The organism is Tepidibacter hydrothermalis, assembly GCF_029542625.1.
Taxonomy (GTDB): domain Bacteria; phylum Bacillota; class Clostridia; order Peptostreptococcales; family Peptostreptococcaceae; genus Tepidibacter_A; species Tepidibacter_A hydrothermalis.
On record NZ_CP120733.1, the window covers coordinates 1,072,653 to 1,092,047 of the forward strand.

At 27.8% G+C, this 19,395-nt stretch carries 21 protein-coding genes and 1 riboswitch; of the genes, 16 read left to right on the forward strand and 5 right to left on the reverse strand.

Going from position 1 to position 19,395, the window contains the following annotated elements; genetic code table 11:
* Positions 1–70 precede the first annotated feature (70 nt).
* On the forward strand, positions 71–985 hold the full coding sequence (locus P4S50_RS04560; RefSeq protein WP_277733380.1) for an RluA family pseudouridine synthase: 915 nt from the start codon (positions 71–73) through the stop codon (positions 983–985).
* Entirely contained in the window at positions 985–1,998 is a 1,014-nt protein-coding gene (locus tag P4S50_RS04565) for a nucleoid-associated protein (protein WP_277733382.1), read from the forward strand. Before P4S50_RS04560 ends, P4S50_RS04565 begins: the two co-directional genes overlap by 1 nt.
* Positions 1,999–2,020: 22 nt before the next feature.
* Here the strand turns inward: P4S50_RS04565 and P4S50_RS04570 are convergent, their stop codons facing one another.
* From P4S50_RS04570 to acpP, 4 genes are all read right to left on the reverse strand, one after another.
* On the reverse strand, positions 2,021–2,905 hold the full coding sequence (locus P4S50_RS04570) for a homoserine O-succinyltransferase (RefSeq protein ID WP_277733383.1): 885 nt from the start codon (positions 2,903–2,905) through the stop codon (positions 2,021–2,023).
* A 14-nt stretch (positions 2,906–2,919) separates the two neighbouring features.
* Positions 2,920–4,128, reverse strand: a complete 1,209-nt coding sequence (locus tag P4S50_RS04575) for a homoserine dehydrogenase (protein ID WP_277733384.1) — start codon at positions 4,126–4,128, stop codon at positions 2,920–2,922.
* A gap of 15 nt (positions 4,129–4,143) precedes the next feature.
* Positions 4,144–5,424, reverse strand: a complete 1,281-nt coding sequence (locus P4S50_RS04580) for an O-acetylhomoserine aminocarboxypropyltransferase/cysteine synthase family protein (RefSeq protein WP_277733385.1) — start codon at positions 5,422–5,424, stop codon at positions 4,144–4,146.
* 117 nt (positions 5,425–5,541) lie between these two features.
* A riboswitch (SAM riboswitch) is annotated at positions 5,542–5,647 on the reverse strand.
* Positions 5,648–5,941: 294 nt separating this feature from the next.
* Positions 5,942–6,169 carry an acyl carrier protein gene (acpP, locus tag P4S50_RS04585; RefSeq protein WP_277733386.1) on the reverse strand — a complete coding sequence of 76 codons (228 nt, stop codon included), beginning with the start codon at positions 6,167–6,169 and terminating at the stop codon, positions 5,942–5,944.
* 162 nt (positions 6,170–6,331) lie between these two features.
* Between acpP and P4S50_RS04590 the strand changes: the two genes are divergently transcribed.
* From P4S50_RS04590 to P4S50_RS04630, 9 genes are all read left to right on the forward strand, one after another.
* A complete protein-coding gene (locus tag P4S50_RS04590; protein WP_277733388.1) occupies positions 6,332–6,766 on the forward strand; it encodes a hypothetical protein in 435 nt (144 codons plus the stop codon).
* A 51-nt stretch (positions 6,767–6,817) separates the two neighbouring features.
* Positions 6,818–7,036, forward strand: coding sequence for a chorion class high-cysteine HCB protein 13 (locus P4S50_RS04595; RefSeq protein ID WP_277733390.1), 219 nt, complete (start codon positions 6,818–6,820; stop codon positions 7,034–7,036).
* 207 nt (positions 7,037–7,243) lie between these two features.
* Positions 7,244–7,405 carry a hypothetical protein gene (locus P4S50_RS04600; RefSeq protein ID WP_277733391.1) on the forward strand — a complete coding sequence of 54 codons (162 nt, stop codon included), beginning with the start codon at positions 7,244–7,246 and terminating at the stop codon, positions 7,403–7,405.
* 81 nt (positions 7,406–7,486) lie between these two features.
* Positions 7,487–7,648 (forward strand): hypothetical protein, encoded by a 162-nt coding sequence (locus P4S50_RS04605; RefSeq protein WP_277733392.1) that lies wholly within the window; start codon positions 7,487–7,489, stop codon positions 7,646–7,648.
* A 92-nt stretch (positions 7,649–7,740) separates the two neighbouring features.
* Positions 7,741–7,902, forward strand: a complete 162-nt coding sequence (locus P4S50_RS04610; protein ID WP_277733393.1) for a hypothetical protein — start codon at positions 7,741–7,743, stop codon at positions 7,900–7,902.
* Between the two features lie 144 nt (positions 7,903–8,046).
* Positions 8,047–9,048 carry a LacI family DNA-binding transcriptional regulator gene (locus P4S50_RS04615; RefSeq protein ID WP_277733394.1) on the forward strand — a complete coding sequence of 334 codons (1,002 nt, stop codon included), beginning with the start codon at positions 8,047–8,049 and terminating at the stop codon, positions 9,046–9,048.
* Positions 9,049–9,348: 300 nt separating this feature from the next.
* Positions 9,349–10,875 carry a histidine ammonia-lyase gene (hutH, locus tag P4S50_RS04620; protein WP_277733395.1) on the forward strand — a complete coding sequence of 509 codons (1,527 nt, stop codon included), beginning with the start codon at positions 9,349–9,351 and terminating at the stop codon, positions 10,873–10,875.
* A 120-nt stretch (positions 10,876–10,995) separates the two neighbouring features.
* On the forward strand, positions 10,996–12,912 hold the full coding sequence (locus tag P4S50_RS04625; protein ID WP_277733396.1) for an AAA family ATPase: 1,917 nt from the start codon (positions 10,996–10,998) through the stop codon (positions 12,910–12,912).
* Positions 12,913–12,932: 20 nt separating this feature from the next.
* Positions 12,933–13,883: a DnaB-like helicase C-terminal domain-containing protein gene (locus P4S50_RS04630; RefSeq protein ID WP_277733397.1), complete on the forward strand. Its 951-nt coding sequence runs from the start codon at positions 12,933–12,935 to the stop codon at positions 13,881–13,883.
* A 19-nt stretch (positions 13,884–13,902) separates the two neighbouring features.
* Here the strand turns inward: P4S50_RS04630 and cotE are convergent, their stop codons facing one another.
* Complete coding sequence (cotE, locus tag P4S50_RS04635; protein ID WP_277733398.1) at positions 13,903–14,469, reverse strand: outer spore coat protein CotE; 567 nt, start codon at positions 14,467–14,469, stop codon at positions 13,903–13,905.
* Between the two features lie 143 nt (positions 14,470–14,612).
* On the opposite strand from cotE, the gene P4S50_RS04640 reads away from it, so the two are divergent.
* From P4S50_RS04640 to P4S50_RS04660, 5 genes are all read left to right on the forward strand, one after another.
* A complete protein-coding gene (locus P4S50_RS04640; protein ID WP_277733399.1) occupies positions 14,613–15,545 on the forward strand; it encodes an NAD-dependent epimerase/dehydratase family protein in 933 nt (310 codons plus the stop codon).
* Positions 15,546–15,762: 217 nt separating this feature from the next.
* Positions 15,763–15,999, forward strand: a complete 237-nt coding sequence (locus tag P4S50_RS04645; protein ID WP_277733401.1) for a hypothetical protein — start codon at positions 15,763–15,765, stop codon at positions 15,997–15,999.
* Positions 16,000–16,070: 71 nt separating this feature from the next.
* Positions 16,071–17,102 (forward strand): CotS family spore coat protein, encoded by a 1,032-nt coding sequence (locus tag P4S50_RS04650; RefSeq protein WP_277733403.1) that lies wholly within the window; start codon positions 16,071–16,073, stop codon positions 17,100–17,102.
* Positions 17,103–17,116: 14 nt separating this feature from the next.
* The gene (locus P4S50_RS04655; protein WP_277733405.1) at positions 17,117–18,109 is read left to right on the forward strand and encodes a CotS family spore coat protein; all 993 of its coding nucleotides are present in this window, start codon (positions 17,117–17,119) and stop codon (positions 18,107–18,109) included.
* Between the two features lie 13 nt (positions 18,110–18,122).
* A complete protein-coding gene (locus P4S50_RS04660; RefSeq protein ID WP_277733407.1) occupies positions 18,123–19,280 on the forward strand; it encodes a glycosyltransferase family 4 protein in 1,158 nt (385 codons plus the stop codon).
* Positions 19,281–19,395 lie beyond the last annotated feature (115 nt).

The window sequence follows — 19,395 nt, forward strand, 5'->3', positions numbered from 1 at the left end:
AATAACTTGCCTATTAAAAATATAAATAATATAATACTTTTATTGACTATTATAAGTAGGGGGTAATAATTTGCTGGATAAAAAAAATCAAAGGTACAACTTGATATCATATCAAGTGCAAGATGAAGAGCTTAAATTAAAAAAAGTTTTGTTAGATAAATTGAATATGTCTGTTAGATTCATAAATAAGATGAAAAAAGATAGAAATATATTAGTTAATTCAAAATATCAAACTCTTTCTTATCAAACTAAAATAGGAGATTTAATAGAAGTAAAAATAGATGAGGAAAGTAATCATTTTGAGCCTCAAGACTTAGATACACAAGTACTGTATGAAGATTTTGATATTATGATGATAAATAAGCCTCCATATATGGTTGTACATCCAACAAAGAGCCATAAGGATAAAACTATTGCAAATGGAATTATGTTTTATTTAAAGGATAAAAAAGAAGATCCTAGAATAAGATTTGTAAATAGACTAGATATGAATACATCTGGTTTACTAATAGTTGCAAAAAATGCATATGCACATCATTTATTGTCTCAAGATATGAATGAAAATAAGATTACTAAAAAGTATATAGCAATAGTAAAAGGAGTTATAAAAGAAGACTTTGGAACTATAGATCAGCCTATATACAGAGAAACAGAGGATTCTATAAAAAGGATAGTGGATGAAAGAGGCCAAAAGTCAGTATCACATTTTAAGGTTATAGAAAGATTAGAAGATGCTACAATAGTAGAAGTTATACTTGAAACTGGAAGAACTCATCAAATAAGAGTACATTTAAGTCATCTAGGATATGGAATAATAGGGGATGAGCTTTATGGATATGAAGATGAAAGCTTAATAAAAAGACAAGCCCTTCATGCTTATAAATTAGAATTTAATCAACCTAGAACTAAGGAAAAAATTGATTTTAAGGCTGAGATTCCAGATGATATGAAAGAATTAATAAATAAGTTAAAGGGGGAGAAATAATGATAATACACAAGTTTATAATACATGTATTAGATAAAAATTCTGATATGCCAGTTTTAAACGATTTTGAAGGTATAATGACAAAGGAAATAGAAGACCTTTTACAAAAACATACTAAAAAGGTATTAAGAGATGATGATTTAAAAAAAGCTACATTCAATGAAAATGAGAATATACTAAAAGATTTATGTGAAAAAATAATATATGATCCTAATACATTCGTAGATAATTCAAAGGAAATTGCACAACATATATTCGATAAGATGAAGGTAGATTCAACTACGGAATCGTGTGATTTAGCTATATGCTTATATTCTATAAAAGAAGATACTTATGTTGAAATACTTCCTCTTGAATATAAAAAGTCATATACTCACTCGATAGAAGTAGTAGAAGAAAGATTAAAAATAAATTTAGTTCCTCACGAGGTTGGTCTTTTAAGTTCTTCTCAGAAGATAAAGGCAGCTGCAATAGTAGGGTTAAGTGGAGTTAATGATGAATATCATATAGAAATTCTAGATAAAAAAGCTGCAAAATCAGCTTACAAAGATGAAAGTTTCTTTGTAAAAAAATTATTCAACTGTACTGTTGTATTTGATGATAAAGATAAAACTAAGATATTTAGAGATTCAACTGAAAAATGGATAGCAAATAGTTTTTATGATGATATAGAAACTGCTAGAGTTATGAGAGAAAATGTACTTTATACATTAAAAGAAAAAGAAGCAGTTGATATAGATGAATTCATAGAAAAAACAGTAGATGATGATGATTTAAAGTATGGATTTAAAGAGCAGATGTTTGAAGATGGAATAGAAGAGAGTACATTTAATATAGATAAGAAATGGGTTGAGAAAAAGCTTAAGAAGAGGAGCATAAAGACTGATACAGGATTTGAGATAAAAGGGAGTATGGATGAGTTTGATGATTACCTTAAGTATCAAATGAAAAAGAATGCTGATGGAAGTGTTGATATAGTTATAAAAAATGTAAAATTCTATGAAGAAAAATAAGAGGGAAATCCCTCTTATTTTTTTACAATGAAGTCAATATTTTTATCCAATTATAAAATAATAAATTAGAGTGACCTCTCCATTTAACAATAGGTTTATTATTTGGGTTATCATTTAAAAAATAGTTTTTAGGAATTTGTGTATCTATATTCTTATTAATATCTCTTTTATATTCATTATATAAAGTATAAGAGTCATACTCAGAATGACCAGTTACGAATATGTTTTTAAAATTTTTAGATTTTACTATATATATTCCAGCTTCATCTGATTCAGATAGTATTTCAAGATCATCTAAACCTTCAAAATCATTTTTTTTCATATAGGAATACCTTGAATGTGGAGCGAAAAATTCATCATCGAATCCATTTAATAATTTTGAATAAGGATTATTTGATTTATGAGAAAAAACACCAAAAATCTTTTTGTGTAGATTGTATTTTTTTATTCCATAATGATGGTAAAGTCCTGCTTGAGCTCCCCAACATATATGAAAAGTAGATTTTATATTTTTAGATGAATAATCCATTATATCTTTAAGTTCATCCCAATATATAATATCTTCAAAATCCAAATGTTCAACTGGAGCTCCAGTTATAATCATACCATCAAAAGGTTCATCTTTTATTTCATCAAAAGTTTTATAAAACATATCTAAATACTCTTTAGAGGTATTTTTAGAAGTGTATGTTTTGGTTGTTAGAAATGTTACTTCTATATAGTTATTGCTAAACCCAAGGACACGAAGAAGCTGAATTTCAGTTTCTAATTTTGCTGGCATTAAATTCAAAATTAGTACTTTTAGTGATTTTATATTTTTACTAAAACTAGATTTATCTATTAAAGATATTCCTTCGGAAGTTAAAATATCGCATAGAGAATTATTTTGTGGTATTGAAAGAGGCATTTTGCATTCCTCCTTTAATTATTCAAAATCATTAAAGAATTTAATGATTTAACGTCTTGCGATTGAAGTAATTTGTTTGATACCGCATTTATATATTCCTCATGCTCAGATTTAACAATTACAAGAATTTGATTAGTCTTTTTATTGACTTCTAAATCTATATTTTTGAAGTGTTCAGTTAATTCATTTAATACCTTATGTGAATTTTTATAGTTGATTTTTATATACCAATCACATTGTTCACTAGAATGATTTTCAATAAAAGCTTTTTCATAGTTAAATAAAAAAGAATTTTCTTTGTTTTGTATAGAATCTACTATATCTGAGTACACTGCCGTAGCTGTTGGAAGTTTTCCAGCACCTTTTCCAGTGAATGTAAGCCTTCCAACACTATCACCTTCTACTATTATAGAGTTGTATTCATTATTTATTTTTGCAAACTCAGAATCTTTAGTCACTATAACTGGTCTAACACTTGCATAGATTTTACCTTTTTCAAAGTTACTTATACCTAAAAGCTTAATAACTCCTCCTAGTTCATTTGCTTTTTTTATGTCTGTTTCAGTTATATCATCGATTCCTTCAACTTTAAAATTTTCCCAATTGACCTTTTTTTCATAAGCTATAGTAGAAAGGATTGAAAGCTTTCTTGCACTGTCGTATCCTTTGATATCAGAAGAAGGGTCAGCTTCTGCAAATCCAAGTTCTTGCGCTGTTTTCAAAGCATTAGTGTAAGAGGTTTTTTCTTTATCCATTTTTGTTAAAATGAAATTTGTTGTTCCGTTGAGTATACCTTTTATACTTTTAATTTCATTACTTGCTAAGTAGTTTTTAAGATTTTTAATTATAGGAATTCCTCCACCAACACTTGCTTCAAAATAAAGTTTTACATTATTTTGATAAGCAATTTCTAAAAGTTCTTCTCCATACTTTGAAATTAGATCTTTATTTGCAGTAATAACGTGTTTTTTATTATTCAAAGATTTTTTTATATATTCATAAGCAGGGTGTATTCCGCCTATTAGTTCTACAACTATATCTATATCTTTACCAAAAATATCTTCAATTTTATCTGTTATAATATTGTGATTTTTATCATTTTTATGTTTATCTATATTTTTAACTAAAATTTTTGATAGTTTTATATTATTATCATTTTTATTAATAAGCTCACAAACACCAGAGCCCACAACTCCATTTCCTAAAACAGCTACTGAAATCATTAACATCACCTCGAATTATATATTTTTTAAAGCATTATCAAAATCTTTTATTATATCATCAATACTCTCAATTCCAACTGAAACTCTAATTAAATCAGGTGTAACGCCTGCATTTAACTGATCTTTCTCACTTAGTTGACGATGAGTAGTACTAGCAGGGTGAAGTACACTAGTTCTAGTGTCTGCAACATGAACTACTAGGGATGTGAGTTTTAGATTTTTAATAAAAGATTTAGCATTATTAATTCCACCTTTAATGCCGAAAGTTAAAATTCCGCTTGCTCCTTTTTTAAGATATTTTTGTGCATTATCATAAGTTTTACTATTTTTAAGATAAGGATAGTTAACCCATTTTACGTTTTTGTGCTTTTCCAAAAAGGTAGCTAACTTCAATGCATTCTCACTATGTCTTTCCATTCTAAGGTGAAGTGTTTCAACTCCCAGATTGAATAGAAAAGAGTTAAAAGGACTTAGACAGTTTCCTAAATCTCTAAGAAGTTGAACTCTAAGCTTGGTTATATAAGCAAGATTTTTAAATTTTTCTACATAGCTAATTCCATTATAGGTTGGATCAGGTAATACTAATTCATCGAATTTACCACCAGTCCAATCGAAATTTCCTCCATCTATAATTACTCCTCCAACACTTGACGCATGACCATCTAGATACTTAGTAGCTGAATGAACTACTATATTAGCGCCAAGTTCAATAGGTTTTAGAAGGTATGGTGTGATCAGAGTATTGTCTACAATAAAAGGAACTTTTATTGTTTTGGCTATTTGTGAAAACTTATCAAAATCTAAAATATTAAGTCCAGGATTTCCTATACTTTCACCAAAAACTAATTTGGTATTTTCTTTTGCATATTTTAGAATTTCCTCTTTAGATAAATCAGGATTAACAAATGTAACTTCTATTCCAAATTTTTTAAGCGTTGAAGAAATAAGAGTAAAGGTTCCGCCGTATAAAGTAGATGAAGCTAAAATGTGATCTCCGTTTGTACATATATTTAAAATAGCTAAAGCTGTAGCACTTTGGCCAGACGATACAGCAACTGCTCCAATGCCACCTTCTAAAAGCGCTATTTTTTCTTCAAATGCAGCAACAGTTGGATTGCTTATTCTAGAATACATATGACCTTCTTCTTTTAAATCAAATAAAGCTGCAACATGATCTGCATCTTCATACTGGTATGTTGTACTTTGTATTATGGGCAGTATTCTAGGCTCTCCTGGTTTGGGGTTGTATCCTCCTTGTACGCAGAGTGTTTCAAAATTAAATTTTTTTTCTTTCATATCTAATCCTCCTTTTAAAATTTGAATTTTAAAATGAGAAGAATAAAAAAACAACCATCTCTATAGTCTTTGAGAAATGGTTGTTAGATTTCAATAGTTATGTATAACTACTTTATTCCCTCATCTCTCAGTAATATTACTGCAGGAATTAGCACATTTCTAGTAGATACTAGCTGTTGCTGGGCTTCATAGGGCCTGATCCCTCCGCCGCTCTTGATAAGAGTTACTTAAAAATATTCAATTTTTTTAATTTAAAATCAATTTTAATAGAAATTTTCTCAGATGTCAATATAAAAAATAAATTTTTTGAAAATATTTATGATTAAATTAATTTGAAAAATTCACTTCATGCTAACGTATAGCTCATGTCGCCAACGAGTCCTACGGGCTTTGTTGCTCAAAATTGATGCAAGTAGAGTTCTTCCATCAATGTTATCCACAGAACGAAAGTTTTATAATTCCTTAGTAAGTAAAAAAAGACTGTTAACAATATTATGTCAACAGCCTGAAATAATGCTTATTTATTAGCTTCGATATATGTACATATATCTCCTATGTTTTTGAAATTTTCAGCTTTTTCATCTGGAATTTCAATATCAAATTCATCTTCAAGAGCCATCATTATTTCAACAGCGTCAAGTGAATCAGCTTCTAAATCATCTACTAAAGAAGTTGATGGTGTTATAGAATCTATGTCATCTACACCTAATTGATCTGCTATTATTTCTTTAATTTTTTCAAACATACTTGTTACCTCCTAAAATATAATAAACTAATATTTTTAATAGTAGTTTATTACATGTTTGAAAATTTTTCAATATATTTTTTTGGACTAGCCTAAATAATTGTAATAACTTGTACAAATATGAATATAAATATAATGAAAGTAATACTAAGGAGGAAATATATGAAAAAATTTACAGCTGTATTTATATTTTACGTATTGTTTTTTTGCATGAACTTAAATATCTATCAGAATAAATTAATAAATGATATTAACAATATAAACCCATACATAAGAGAAACTAATTTTATAGTTGAAGATTTTAATCATAATCGTATTAAACAAGATAATATAGATGAATATATAAAAAGAATAGACAATTTAAAAAGTGGTCTATCAAGTATTGAAGATACTAAATCTATAGAATTGTACGTTGATTATAAGAAGATTTCATTAGAAAAATTGAAAAAAGCTATAAATAACAGAATTTATAATAAAGAAAAACTAAAACGAAATATAAATGAATATAATACATACAATAGATTGTCCCAAGATGAGATACAAAAAAAATTAAAAAAAACTCTTATAAGAGTAACAAAATTAGATGAAACCTCATAACATAAAGAAGAAGGCAATAACCTTTAATATTAATTTATGGGAGGTAATGGAATGAGTGAAAATAGTGGATTATTTAGAGGCGGATGTGGAAAATTATTTGGTGGCTGTGATGACGATAATGGATTTATATGGATACTATTATTATTAGTATTATTCTGCTGTTGTGATTTTGATTGGTTTGGCGGATGTGGAGATGACAATAACTTCTTATTTATAATACTAATAATTGTTGTAGTATGCTGCTGTTGTGATGGAGGATTTGGATGCTAAAAAGCTAGTTTTTAACTAGCTTTTTTCTTTTTTTGACAAAAATATTTTGTTAGATTTGTTGTAAACAAGGGATATAGACAAGTATTAATTAAACTTTTTGATGTACAAAAATAAAAAAAATATATATATGTATTAACCAAATTAACCTGATTTACATAGTATATACGAGAAGGTATAACCTTCAAAAAAAAACAGGGAGGTTACATTATGGGATGTTTTAAAGATTTTGATTGTTGGTGGATTATAGCTTTATTTGTTATATTTATATTTTTCCAAGATTGTATAGAAAATATTGATATATGTGATTGGATCCCATTCTTAATATTAGTATTGATATTTGCTGCATGTGATGAGTTTGAGTGCTGCTAACAACTTATAAGTAAAACTAATAGTAATATATTAAGAAGATAAAACCTTTAAACTAATATTAGACTACAAGGAGGTAATATTATGGGCTGTTTCAAAGATTGTGATTGTTGGTGGATTATAGCTTTATTCTTTATATTCTTAATATTCCAAGATTGTATAGAAGATATAGATATATGTGATTGGATTCCATTCTTAATATTGATATTAATAATTTGTGCATGTGATGAGTTTGATTGTCACTAATATTTAAATCTATTATTAATAGCAAATTAATAACTAAAATCATAGTATATATCAAGAAAGAAAATCTTTCAAAATCATAAGGAGGTAATATTATGGGATGTTTCAAGGACTTTGATTGTTGGTGGATTATAGCTTTATTTTTCTTATTCTTAATATTCCAAGATTGCATAGAAGATATAGATATATGTGATTGGATCCCATTCTTAATATTAATATTAATAATTTGTGCATGTAACGAGTTTGAGTGTCACTAATATTAAAAATAGAAGCAAAGAGTTAGATTAAAATCTAGCTCTTTGTTTTTTATATAGATAAATGATATAATTAACATTTAATAAATATAGAGAATATAAACTTTAAATAAGGAAAAAATTTAAAGTATGAGAGGAAGTGATACAATGATTACTATAAAGGATGTAGCTAAAAGAGCAGGAGTTTCTATATCGACAGTTTCAAGGGTAATCAACAATTCAAAGCCTGTAAGCAATGAAATTAGACAAAGAGTATTAAAAGTAATAGAAGAAACTGGATATACTCCAAATCCATTAGCTAGAAGCTTAGTAACTAAGAAAAGTCAATTAATAGGAGTAATAGTACCGGATATATCTGATTTTTTTATGGGAGAGTTACTTAATGGAATAGAAGAAGTAGGTAAGATATATGATTACGATATTGTTTTATGTAATAGTTATGGAGAACCTGATGAAGAATTAAAATATATTAATCTTTTAAAGTCAAAGCAAGTAGCAGGTATAATATTTGTATCATGGAAGATGAATCAAAAGCATGTAGATGTAATAGAAAAAGCAAATATACCAGCTGTATACATAAGCAAGAATGCAACTGAATTTGATGTTTATTCTGTAAGTATTAATAATTTTGAAGCATCTTATGATATGACCAAATATTTAATAGAAAACGGAAATAAAAAAATAGCATTTATGAAATCATCTGCACAAGATAATATAATGGATTCAGATAGGTATAGAGGATATAAAAAAGCATTAAAAGAAGCTAATATAGAAATTGATGAAACTCTTGTAAAAGAAGGCGATGATACTAGTGAGTCTGGATATTATCTTATGAGTGAGATTCTTGAAGCTAAAAATATACCAGATGCAGTATTTGCATCTCGTGATGAAATTGCAGTGGGTGTTATAAACTGTATATTAGATGCGGGATATAAGGTGCCAGAGGATATATCTGTATCGGGTTATAATGATATTAAATTAGCATCTCTATATAGACCAGCTCTAACAACTATAAAACAGCCTATATATGATATGGGAGCTGTATCAATTAGAATGATAGTTAAAATAATAAATAATGAGGGATTAGAAGATAAAAAAATACTTCTTCCTTATAGTCTTATAGAAAGACAGAGTGTACTTAAAAAGTAGGTTATATAACCTACTTTTTTTTTGCTTAAATTAACCATTGGTGTAGCGGTTACTTTAGGGTGTTGTTTTTACAAGCATATGCTTGTTGAATTGAAGGATTAATGTCGAATACAAGCTGTAATAAAATGTGCCACTGTGCTCAGATAAAGTGATATAGCGATGTGTAGAGTTTTACATAAAATGTAAAAAAATAGATACTTCTCAAAATATATCACAAAAGATAAAGGGAAAACGATTGTGAATATAGAATAAATTATAAACAAAACGAATTTTTAGACAATTCCAAAAGGGGGTATAGTTTTGAATAAGGTATACATAGATGGGAAGAGTTTAACTATTGAAGACGTTGTTAATGTAGCTAGAAATGACTATAAGGTGGAACTTACTAAAGAGTCACAGGAAAAAGTTATAAAAGCTAGAAATATAGTAGATAAGTTTGTTGATGAGGAAAAGACTGTTTATGGAATAACTACTGGATTTGGAAAGTTTTCTGATGTTGTTATAACTAAGGAAGAAACAAAGACATTGCAAAGAAACTTAATAATAAGTCATTCTTGTGGAGTAGGAGAATGCTTTGAAGAGGAAATATCAAGAACTATAATGCTTCTTAGAATAAACAATCTAGCTAAGGGAAATTCAGGGATAAGGCTAGAAACTTTAAATAATCTTATTAAAATGTTAAATAAGGGTGTTCACCCATTAATACCACAAAAAGGATCACTTGGTGCATCAGGGGATTTAGCACCACTTTCTCATATGGTTTTAGTTATGATTGGGGAAGGTGAGGCTATTTACAAAGGTGAGAAAATGAGTGGAATAGATGCTTTAAAAAAAGCTGATATAGAACCTGTGGAACTTACATCAAAAGAAGGGCTTGCACTTATAAATGGAACTCAGGTAATGACTGCTGTTGGGGCATTAACTGTATATGATGCAGTTAATTTATTAAAAACTGCGGATATCGCTGCATCACTTACTATGGAAGCTCTTAATGGAATAGTTACAGCTTTTGATAAAAAAGTGCATGAAGTTAGATCTCATCAAGGTCAAATAGATGCAGCTAAAAATATTCTAAATATATTAAATAATAGTAATATGACTACAACTCAAGGAGAAATTAGAGTACAGGATGCATATACATTAAGATGTACTCCTCAGATTCATGGAGCTAGTAAGGATGCAATTGATTATATAAAGAAAAAGGTAGAAATCGAGATAAATGCTGCAACTGATAACCCTCTTATATTCCCTGATACAGAAGAGGTTATATCAGGAGGAAACTTCCACGGACAGCCTATGGCTTTAAGCTTTGACTTTTTGGCTATAGCTTTAGCTGAGATTGCAAACGTGTCAGAGAGAAGGCTTGAAAGACTTGTAAATCCAGCATTAGGAGGACTTCCTGCATTTTTAACTAAAAAGGGAGGATTAAATTCAGGATTTATGATAGTTCAATATTCGGCAGCTGCACTTGTTTCTGAGAATAAGGTATTAGCACATCCTGCGAGTGTCGATTCTATACCATCATCAGCTAATCAAGAGGATCATGTATCTATGGGTACTATAGCTGCTAGAAAAGCTAGAGAAATAATGTCAAATGTAAGAAAGGTACTTGCTATGGAAATGCTAGGAGCAGTACAGGGAATAGATCTAAATGATAATAAAGGTCTTGGAATTGGAACTAGTATAGCATATGAGCTTATAAGAGAAAAAACTAAGACTATAGAAGAAGATACAATAATGTATAAAGAAATAAATAAATGTGAAGATTTAATAGTTTCAAATATAATAGTTGACAAAATAGAGGAAAAGATAGGAAAACTTAATTAAGACATTTGACAAAAATAATAAATGGTATAGTTTAAAAACTATACCATTTATTGTATAGATGAGACGAATAGATGATACGAAATTTTCAAAATACAATTAATAAAAAGAGGGTTATAGGTTATGGATATTATAAATATAAAATTTTTTAATAATCATAGTGTATCTAAGAATAATGATATTATTTGCTTTCCTTATAAAAAAACGGAAGCACTCTTTTATTATTTAGTAATAAACAAAGAAGCTAGTCGAGATGAGCTTGTAAATCTTTTGTGGGAGGACTCAAAGGAAAGTACTGCAAAGAAAAACCTGAGGAATGCAATGTATCAAATAAGAAAGGTATTTGATATGGATATAATAATATCTCCTAAAAAAAGTACTGTTAGTATAAATTCACAGATACATATAAAAACAGATTTAAATGATTTTTTTAATAAAGAAAACGTATATTTTGAAAATGGAAAATGTGAGTTTTTAAAAGGTCTTATATTAAAAAATAATGAAAATTTCAATTGGTGGATAAATAATAAACGACAAGAATATAAGGATATGAATATAGATAAATTATATAATAAAACCAAAGTATTGATGAAGAAAAGAAAGTACGAAGAAGCAATAGTGTGTGCAAAAGCATTTATGAATGAGGATGAATTTGATGAAAGAGCTTATAGGGCTTTGATGAATATATATTATGACAAAGGGTCTTTTTATAAGGCAATAAATTTATATTATAGATTGGAAAAAATGCTAGATATAGAGCTTGGAATAAAACCAGATGATAAAACTTATAAGTTGTATAAAAAGATATTAAATGAAAAAAACATAAGCCAAATAGAATTTAAAAAGCAAAGCTTATTTTATTATAGAGATGAAGAAATAAAATATATTCTTGATAATTATAACAAGTTTATAAAAGGAAAAGATTCCAAATCAATACTTATAACGGGCGAATTTGGTATAGGAAAAACAAAGCTTAAAAATGAGATTGTAAATAATGTTAATAAAGAAGACGCTTATATAATAGATGTGACTTGTTATGAAGGGGAAAGAGAAAGTTTTTTAAAGCCATGGAATGATATACTTATAAATTTGACTAAGATAATAAAAGATCAAAATATAAATATACCAAAATCCTGGAAAAAAAATATAGATACTATATTTCCTGTATTTGATATAAACTACGAAAACTGTGAAAAAGTAGATTTATTAAAAGTTGAATTAATAAAAAATACTATCATTAGCATGATTACAAAGGTATCTTTATGCAAAAAAATTATTGTATTAGTAGATGATATACACTGGATGGATAAAGATAGTATAAACTTACTAGAGAGTCTGCTTATAAGACAGGATAACATAAATTTGATAGCAACTGCTCGAACTTCTAATGAATTCAATATAGATCGATTTAAAAACTTTATGATTAAAAATGATAAATTGATAAATATAAAACTTAAAAGATTTGATCAAAGACAGGTATATGAGATATGTAGATCAAGAATTTCTAAATATAAATTTAATAAGAAAATATCAGATAAAATATATAGAGAAAGTGAAGGTAATATATTCTTTGTTAATGAAATTATAGATAATATAAATAATCAAAATAAGGATAAAATATCGGATAAATGTATTGAAATGATAAAAAGTGTTTTGATTGACTTATCTTATGAATCAGTTAAAATACTCGATATAGCATCTGTATTTTCAGAAGGTTTTAATATAAATATATTAAAGCTTATAACTGGAAAATCAGAGATAGATTTAATAGGTTATTTAGATGAATTAGAAAGAAAAAATATTATTAAAGAAGATGTAGAAAGTGGTAAAAATAAATATGCATTCACCCATAATAAACTCAGAAAATATATATTAGATAAACAGAGTAATACTAAAAAGAGAATTATTTATGAAAATATAGAATATATATTTAATAAGAATTCAGATAATATTAAGCACGATATATTATTTTCTAAGCTTAAGGGATTTAATTTCAATATAAAACCTATAAAAGAAAATAATATAGTTTTAAAAAATTAAAGTATATTTAAGGGGGATATATGGCTAGACGTTCTAAGAATAGTTGTGAGAAAGTGAATGCTTATTTAGATGAAATTTTAAATAATACTAATGAATATAGAGGGAGATTAAAGGTATCTACAGGGATTGACAACATAGATAGATTGATAGGGGGAGGAATAACAAGTCAACTTTACGTTGTAGGTGCTATGCCTAGTTTTGGAAAAACAGATTTTTTAAATCAAGTAGGAGATAATATATGTAGTCAAGGACATGATGTTTTGTTTTTCTCATACCAAATGAAGCAAAGAGAACTTATAGATAGAACTTTATGTAGAAAACTATTTTTATTAAATTCTAGAAGATACAAAAAAATGAATTCATTTGATATGATTTATGATGAAGTGGACAAAGAATCGTTAGGAATAGTAGTAGATAGATATAAAGAAGAGGTATCTCAAAGAATGAACATTATTGAATGTGATACAAAATTTTCAATAAAGCACATAAAAGATAAAATAGAAAACCATATAAAAACAAAAAAAACTAAACCTATTGTAATAATAGACTATATACAAGCAATTAAATCTTCAGATATTAAAATTACTGATAGAGAAAAAAATGATTATAATTTGAGTCAATTAAGAGATATAGTAAAGAACTTTGATATAGCTATGATTTGTATATCATCTCAGAGTAGAGGTTCATACTTTAAACAAGGAAGCTATGAGAGCTTCAAGGATATATATGATATAGAGGATATAGCAGATGTAGTTGGATATCTGCAGTTTAAAAATATATCTGAACAGTTAAAAAATGGAACTGATATTGAAAAAATAAGAAAGTCTTATGATTTTAAGAATCAATATCCTAGAAAAATAGAGTTTGTACTACTCAAAAATAGGAATGGACTAGATTATAAAATAGAAAATTTATATTACTATCATAAAAATAGTTATTTTTGTAGTGAAAGAATAAAAGAGAGCATGTAGACTTACATGCTCTTAATATTTAGTCGTCATGATCATCATCATCGTCATCAAAACAAAAATCTAATTTTTTATTATCACATTTGCACTCTTTTTCGTCTAAATAACATAAAACGTTAAGACGAGCCTCTCCTGTTATTTCGATTTTAATTTCATACTCTACTTCTATAGAAATAGTAGGGCATCCACATTTATTTATAATCATTGCTCCTAGTGATACTGGCTTTCTGGAAAGTTTAGGCAGTATTTTTTTGCTGTAATAATCTACACCTTCAATTACTGGTATAGATATGTCTTGTGAAAATTGTTCATAAGTTTTTACTACATTTGTATTGTCATTTTCTTCATACCAAACGTGAACTTCAAATTCTCCTGTAACGTTTACTAACATAAAATCATTGGATATATCAACGATTTTACTGTCTTCAATATGAGAATTCCTAATAGCTGAACCTAAAATCTGAGTAGGTAGTACAATATCATCAACATCTAAGTTTATAGTATTTTGACATAATTGCGTCTTTTTACCGCAAACTGTATTAGTGATAATAGTTGTTACGCGCTTTTCTTTCTTATACTTATTATCCATAATACCCCCTCCTTCTCTATACTTATATATATTATTCAGATTGAAATAGAAATGTGATATTAAAATTAATATTTTTTTTAGAACTTAGATATAAATAGAAGCATATAAGTATACTAAATGCTTAATTTGAGGGGGTTGATATTTTGAAAGCGCTGGTGACAGGATGTGCAGGTTTTATAGGCTCTACTTTAAGTGAAAGACTATTAGATGAAGGATTTGAGGTTATAGGTATAGATTCTTTTACTGACTATTATTCTAAAGATATAAAAGAATACAATTTAAAAAATTTAATTTTAAATGATAAATTCACTTTGATAAGTGAAAACTTAGTAACCTGTGATTTAAAAACATATTTAGATGTAGATTATGTTTTTCATCAGGCAGGTCAGCCTGGTGTGAGGGGAAGTTGGGGATATGATTTTGAAGAGTATATATATAATAATATATCTGCAACGCAAAAACTTTTAGAAGCATCTAAAAACTTTAATATAAAGAAGATAGTATATGCTTCATCATCATCAGTATACGGAAATACAGATACTATACCTATGAAAGAAACACAAATAACAAGACCATATTCTCCGTATGGAGTTACTAAGCTTGCCGCAGAAAATTTATGTGATCTTTATAGTAAAAACTATGGGTTATCGGTTATATCTCTTAGATATTTTACAGTTTATGGACCAAGACAAAGACCAGAGATGGCTATAAGTACATTTATAAGAAACATATTATATGATAAGGAAATATCTATATATGGAGATGGTAATCAGGGAAGGGACTTCACATATGTAGATGATATAGTGGATGCTAATATAAAAGCTGCGTATTCAGATATTAAATCAGATATATTTAATGTTGGAAGTCAAAGTCCAATAAAACTTATAGATGTAGTGAAAATAATAGAAGATATTATAGGAAAGAAGGCTAATATAAATTATTTGGATTCTGAAAAAGGGGATGTAAAGGATACTTATTCTGATATAAGTAAGATACAGAAATCTTTAGGATATAAATGTGATTTTGATTTAGAAAAAGGTATATATGAGCAAGTAGAATATATTAAAAATTTTTAGATTCTCAAGTAAGGTTGAATTTATAATGAGTAGGAAATTATATTTATCTTTAAATTATAGATAAATATAATTTGTATTATGAGTTTTGAAAAAATCTACATTTAAAATTTTTCAAAGAAAGATTTTTTTATAGTCACATAATTAGATGTTATTGAATAGAATATATAGACGTTAAGTTAAAAGCTAATAAAATTTTATTGATAGGGGGAATTATAAAATGAAATATCAAGAAAAATATGTTGGAAGTAAAGAAGATTTATACGTATTTTTAAAGAGTAATTATTCAAAATTAATGAAAGAAGTTCTTGAAATAGAAGGCGAAAGAGTAAAACTTCCTGATAATAAAGAATTAGTTTATAAGATAAAGTATGAAAATAATGAAGTAGATGGATCTTATGCTGTTAAAGTAAGTTGGGTAAACCAAGAAGAATTTGAAGAAGAAGAAGAATTTTAATAAAGAAATATAGGGGGAGAAATCCCCCTATTATTGTATATTAAGTTAATTTTCTAATAGGAGGAAGTTATATGGTTAGTAAAGGTGAAGATATAACTGGTGTTTTAAAAGAATACGACATTGATGTTAAAGGCATCAAATTGGAGTCCTATAAAGGTAAAAAAGGTGTTTGGTGGATTAACACTGATAAGGGTTATAAGATACTTAAAAAGCAGTCTTTTTCATATAGAACACTAGATTTTATCATAGATGCAGTTAATCATTTAAATAGTAATGGGGTTTATATACCTAAGATAATGAAGACTAGATCAGGAGATGATTATGTTATAAAGGATGATGTTTGCTTTGTATTAAGTGAAGCAATTAATGGGTCTACTCTCAATTATTCAAGTGATGAAAACGTTAGAAGAATAATACATGAGCTTGCAAGATTTCATAAGGCGTCTAGAGGATTTAAGGCAACAGGAGATTATAAGGTTAGAACTCATCTTGGACTTTGGATAGAAAAATATGAAAAAGAGATGAACAAACTAGAGAAATATTATGACATGGAGATTAATAAAGAGGAACATTCTGAATTCGGAAAAATTATACTTAAGGAATATCCTCATTTTTATAAGAGAATAAAAAGCTCTATAGAAGGATTTAAGGGTCAAAATTATATTGACTGGGTAAAGGATATTGAGGAAAGTGGAGGTCTTTGTCATCAAGATTTTACAGCAGGAAATTGTATATTAGAGGGCTCTGGTAGATTATATATACTAGATACTGATTCTTTGACTATTGATATACCTCTTAGAGATATTAGAAAGATACTAAATAAGATAATGAAGAGAAAAAATGATGGATGGGAGTATGAACTCACAAAGAATATATTAAGATGGTACAATGAAGAAAATCCTTTGAAAGATTATCAATGGAATGTCTTAAAGCCTACATTGACATATCCTCATTTATTCGTAGGAATAATGAGTAAGTATTATGAGCGAAGAGAAAAGACTTGGACAGAGCAAAAATACGTGAAGAGATTAAAGGAAATGATATCTATTGAAAAGTCTGTAGAACCTATAATAAATAATTTTGAAGATATTATTCCAATGTAAAGGGAGGAATATAAATGTCAGCTTTAAATCAACTAGCTAAGGATGTTTTACTAAATTATGGGATGGAAGTAGATGAATTTAAAATAATTCAAAATAGTGGACTTAAAACTATTTGGAAGTTTGATTACAATGGAAAAACCGCATGCCTTAAAAGACTTAGACACAGCAAGGAGAGAGCTTTATTTTCGGTTAATGCACAAGTATATATCCAAAATAAAGGAGGACATGTTCCGAGTATATATTTAAACAATGACCATGAGCCTTTGACAGAATATAATGAGCAGTTATTCGTAGTTTATGAATGGATAGAATCAAAGGATTTACATTTTGGAAAGGCGGAGGATTTTAAAATAGCAATGGAGGCTCTTGCTAGATTTCATACTGAATCTATAGGTTATATACCTCCTGAGGAAGCTAAAGTATCATCAAAGATAGGAAAATGGCAGAGTCAGTATGAATCTATGAAAAAGAGAATGTTAAAATGGAAGATTGAGGCATCTAATAATTTAAATAATAAATCCCATAAAGCATATTTTGATAATATAGATTCTATAATAGAGCTTGCTGATATTAGTATAGGTATGCTTGAAAAATCATCTTATTTTGATATTTGTGATAATGAACTTCATAAATTTACTTTATGTCATCAAGATTATGGTGTCGGAAATGTTATTTATGCAAATGATGGTCCATATGTTATAGACCTTGATGGTGTAACTTATGATTTGGTTATAAGAGATCTTAGAAAAATAATAGGTAAGAAAATGCAAAAGGGCGGAGTATGGAAAGAAAATATAATAAAAACTACTTTATCTTACTATGAAAAATATAGTAAACTATCTCCTGAAATGTTGGAACTATTAAAGATAGATTTATTATATCCTCATTGGTTTTTTGGAGATGTTAAGAACTTGTATAAGAAGAATAAGAGTGTTAGTGCCAATAAGATAGAGTCAATTACGAAATTAGAGCTTAGCAAGGTGAGTTTATTAAAAGATTTATTCTAGGAAGGAGATATTTATGAAAATTGCATTTATATGTACGGAAAAGCTACCAGTACCACCTATACTCAGTGGAGCTATTCAAATATATATAACTAATTTACTTCCTATTTTATCCAAGCATCATGATATAACTGTGTTTAGTGTGAGTAACAGCAAATTATTAGATAGAGAGGAAATTGGGAATATAACTCATATAAGGGTTTCGGGAAGAACAAAAGCAGAATATGTAAACAATATAAAAGATAATCTTACAGATGAATTTGATCTTGTTCACGTGTTTAATAGACCTAAGTGGATTCGTCTACTTAGCAATGATTTACCTGATACACCTTTTAGCTTGAGTCTTCACAATGAGATGTTTTTACCTAAAAAGATAGATGCTAAAAGGGCTAAGGAGTGCATAGATAGAGTCGAGTTTATATGTACGGTAAGTGAATTTATAGCAGATGGAGTACAGACATTATATCCAAATGCTAAGGGAAAGATGAATGCAGTTTATTCTGCTGTTGACTTAGATCTTATAAAGCCATTTTGGAGCGAAGATGTTTTAAAAGATAGAATTGATATGAGAAAAAGATATGGAGTAAAAGATGGTGCAAAGGTTATTATATATGTTGGAAGATTGTCTAAGAAAAAAGGTCCTGATGTTTTAATAAAGGCTATGAAGAGTGTGTTAGAGAAGTATCCAGATGCTAAACTTATATTTGTTGGAAGTAAATGGTACGGAAATAATGCTACTGATGATTATGTGAAAAAACTTCAGATTGCTGCTCAAGAGCTTAATGATAATATAGATTTTACAGGTTTTTTAACTCCTGATGAAATACCTAAGTATTACAATATGGGAGATTTATTCGTGTGTACATCTCAATGGCAAGAACCTCTTGCTAGAGTTCATTATGAAGCCATGGCAAGTGCCCTACCTATAATAACTACTAACAGAGGTGGAAATGCAGAAGTAATAGATCAAGGTGTAAATGGATTTGCAATTGACGATTATACAAACCCAGATGAGTTTAGTAAGTATATAAAATACTTGATAAAAAATGAAGAAAAGGCTATTGAGATGGGTAAGGCAGGAAGAGCGTTTGTTGAAGAGCATCATAATTGGAATGTGATTGCAAATAGGTTGTTGAAGCTATTTGATGATGTTGCTAAGAAGTATAATAAATAAGAGTTTTTATAAAAGTAAATGTATGTGCTTAAAATACAGGGTATCAAAATACCGCAAATAGGGTAAATATTTTAATAAAACTAAGTATTAAATCTTATTGAATATACTAAAAGTT

What these genes read in the sequence shown, in the direction of transcription:
- P4S50_RS04595 (WP_277733390.1), top strand. Translation starts at nt 6,818, where the DNA reads ATGAGTGAAAATAGTGGATTATTTAGAGGCGGATGTGGAAAATTATTT.
- P4S50_RS04660 (WP_277733407.1), top strand. Translation starts at nt 18,123, where the DNA reads ATGAAAATTGCATTTATATGTACGGAAAAGCTACCAGTACCACCTATA.
- P4S50_RS04645 (WP_277733401.1), top strand. Translation starts at nt 15,763, where the DNA reads ATGAAATATCAAGAAAAATATGTTGGAAGTAAAGAAGATTTATACGTA.
- P4S50_RS04655 (WP_277733405.1), top strand. Translation starts at nt 17,117, where the DNA reads ATGTCAGCTTTAAATCAACTAGCTAAGGATGTTTTACTAAATTATGGG.
- acpP (WP_277733386.1), bottom strand. Translation starts at nt 6,169, where the DNA reads ATGTTTGAAAAAATTAAAGAAATAATAGCAGATCAATTAGGTGTAGAT.
- cotE (WP_277733398.1), bottom strand. Translation starts at nt 14,469, where the DNA reads ATGGATAATAAGTATAAGAAAGAAAAGCGCGTAACAACTATTATCACT.
- P4S50_RS04580 (WP_277733385.1), bottom strand. Translation starts at nt 5,424, where the DNA reads ATGAAAGAAAAAAAATTTAATTTTGAAACACTCTGCGTACAAGGAGGA.
- P4S50_RS04625 (WP_277733396.1), top strand. Translation starts at nt 10,996, where the DNA reads ATGGATATTATAAATATAAAATTTTTTAATAATCATAGTGTATCTAAG.
- P4S50_RS04630 (WP_277733397.1), top strand. Translation starts at nt 12,933, where the DNA reads ATGGCTAGACGTTCTAAGAATAGTTGTGAGAAAGTGAATGCTTATTTA.
- P4S50_RS04610 (WP_277733393.1), top strand. Translation starts at nt 7,741, where the DNA reads ATGGGATGTTTCAAGGACTTTGATTGTTGGTGGATTATAGCTTTATTT.
- P4S50_RS04590 (WP_277733388.1), top strand. Translation starts at nt 6,332, where the DNA reads ATGAAAAAATTTACAGCTGTATTTATATTTTACGTATTGTTTTTTTGC.
- P4S50_RS04615 (WP_277733394.1), top strand. Translation starts at nt 8,047, where the DNA reads ATGATTACTATAAAGGATGTAGCTAAAAGAGCAGGAGTTTCTATATCG.
- P4S50_RS04600 (WP_277733391.1), top strand. Translation starts at nt 7,244, where the DNA reads ATGGGATGTTTTAAAGATTTTGATTGTTGGTGGATTATAGCTTTATTT.
- P4S50_RS04605 (WP_277733392.1), top strand. Translation starts at nt 7,487, where the DNA reads ATGGGCTGTTTCAAAGATTGTGATTGTTGGTGGATTATAGCTTTATTC.
- P4S50_RS04575 (WP_277733384.1), bottom strand. Translation starts at nt 4,128, where the DNA reads ATGATTTCAGTAGCTGTTTTAGGAAATGGAGTTGTGGGCTCTGGTGTT.
- P4S50_RS04570 (WP_277733383.1), bottom strand. Translation starts at nt 2,905, where the DNA reads ATGCCTCTTTCAATACCACAAAATAATTCTCTATGCGATATTTTAACT.
- P4S50_RS04565 (WP_277733382.1), top strand. Translation starts at nt 985, where the DNA reads ATGATAATACACAAGTTTATAATACATGTATTAGATAAAAATTCTGAT.
- P4S50_RS04650 (WP_277733403.1), top strand. Translation starts at nt 16,071, where the DNA reads ATGGTTAGTAAAGGTGAAGATATAACTGGTGTTTTAAAAGAATACGAC.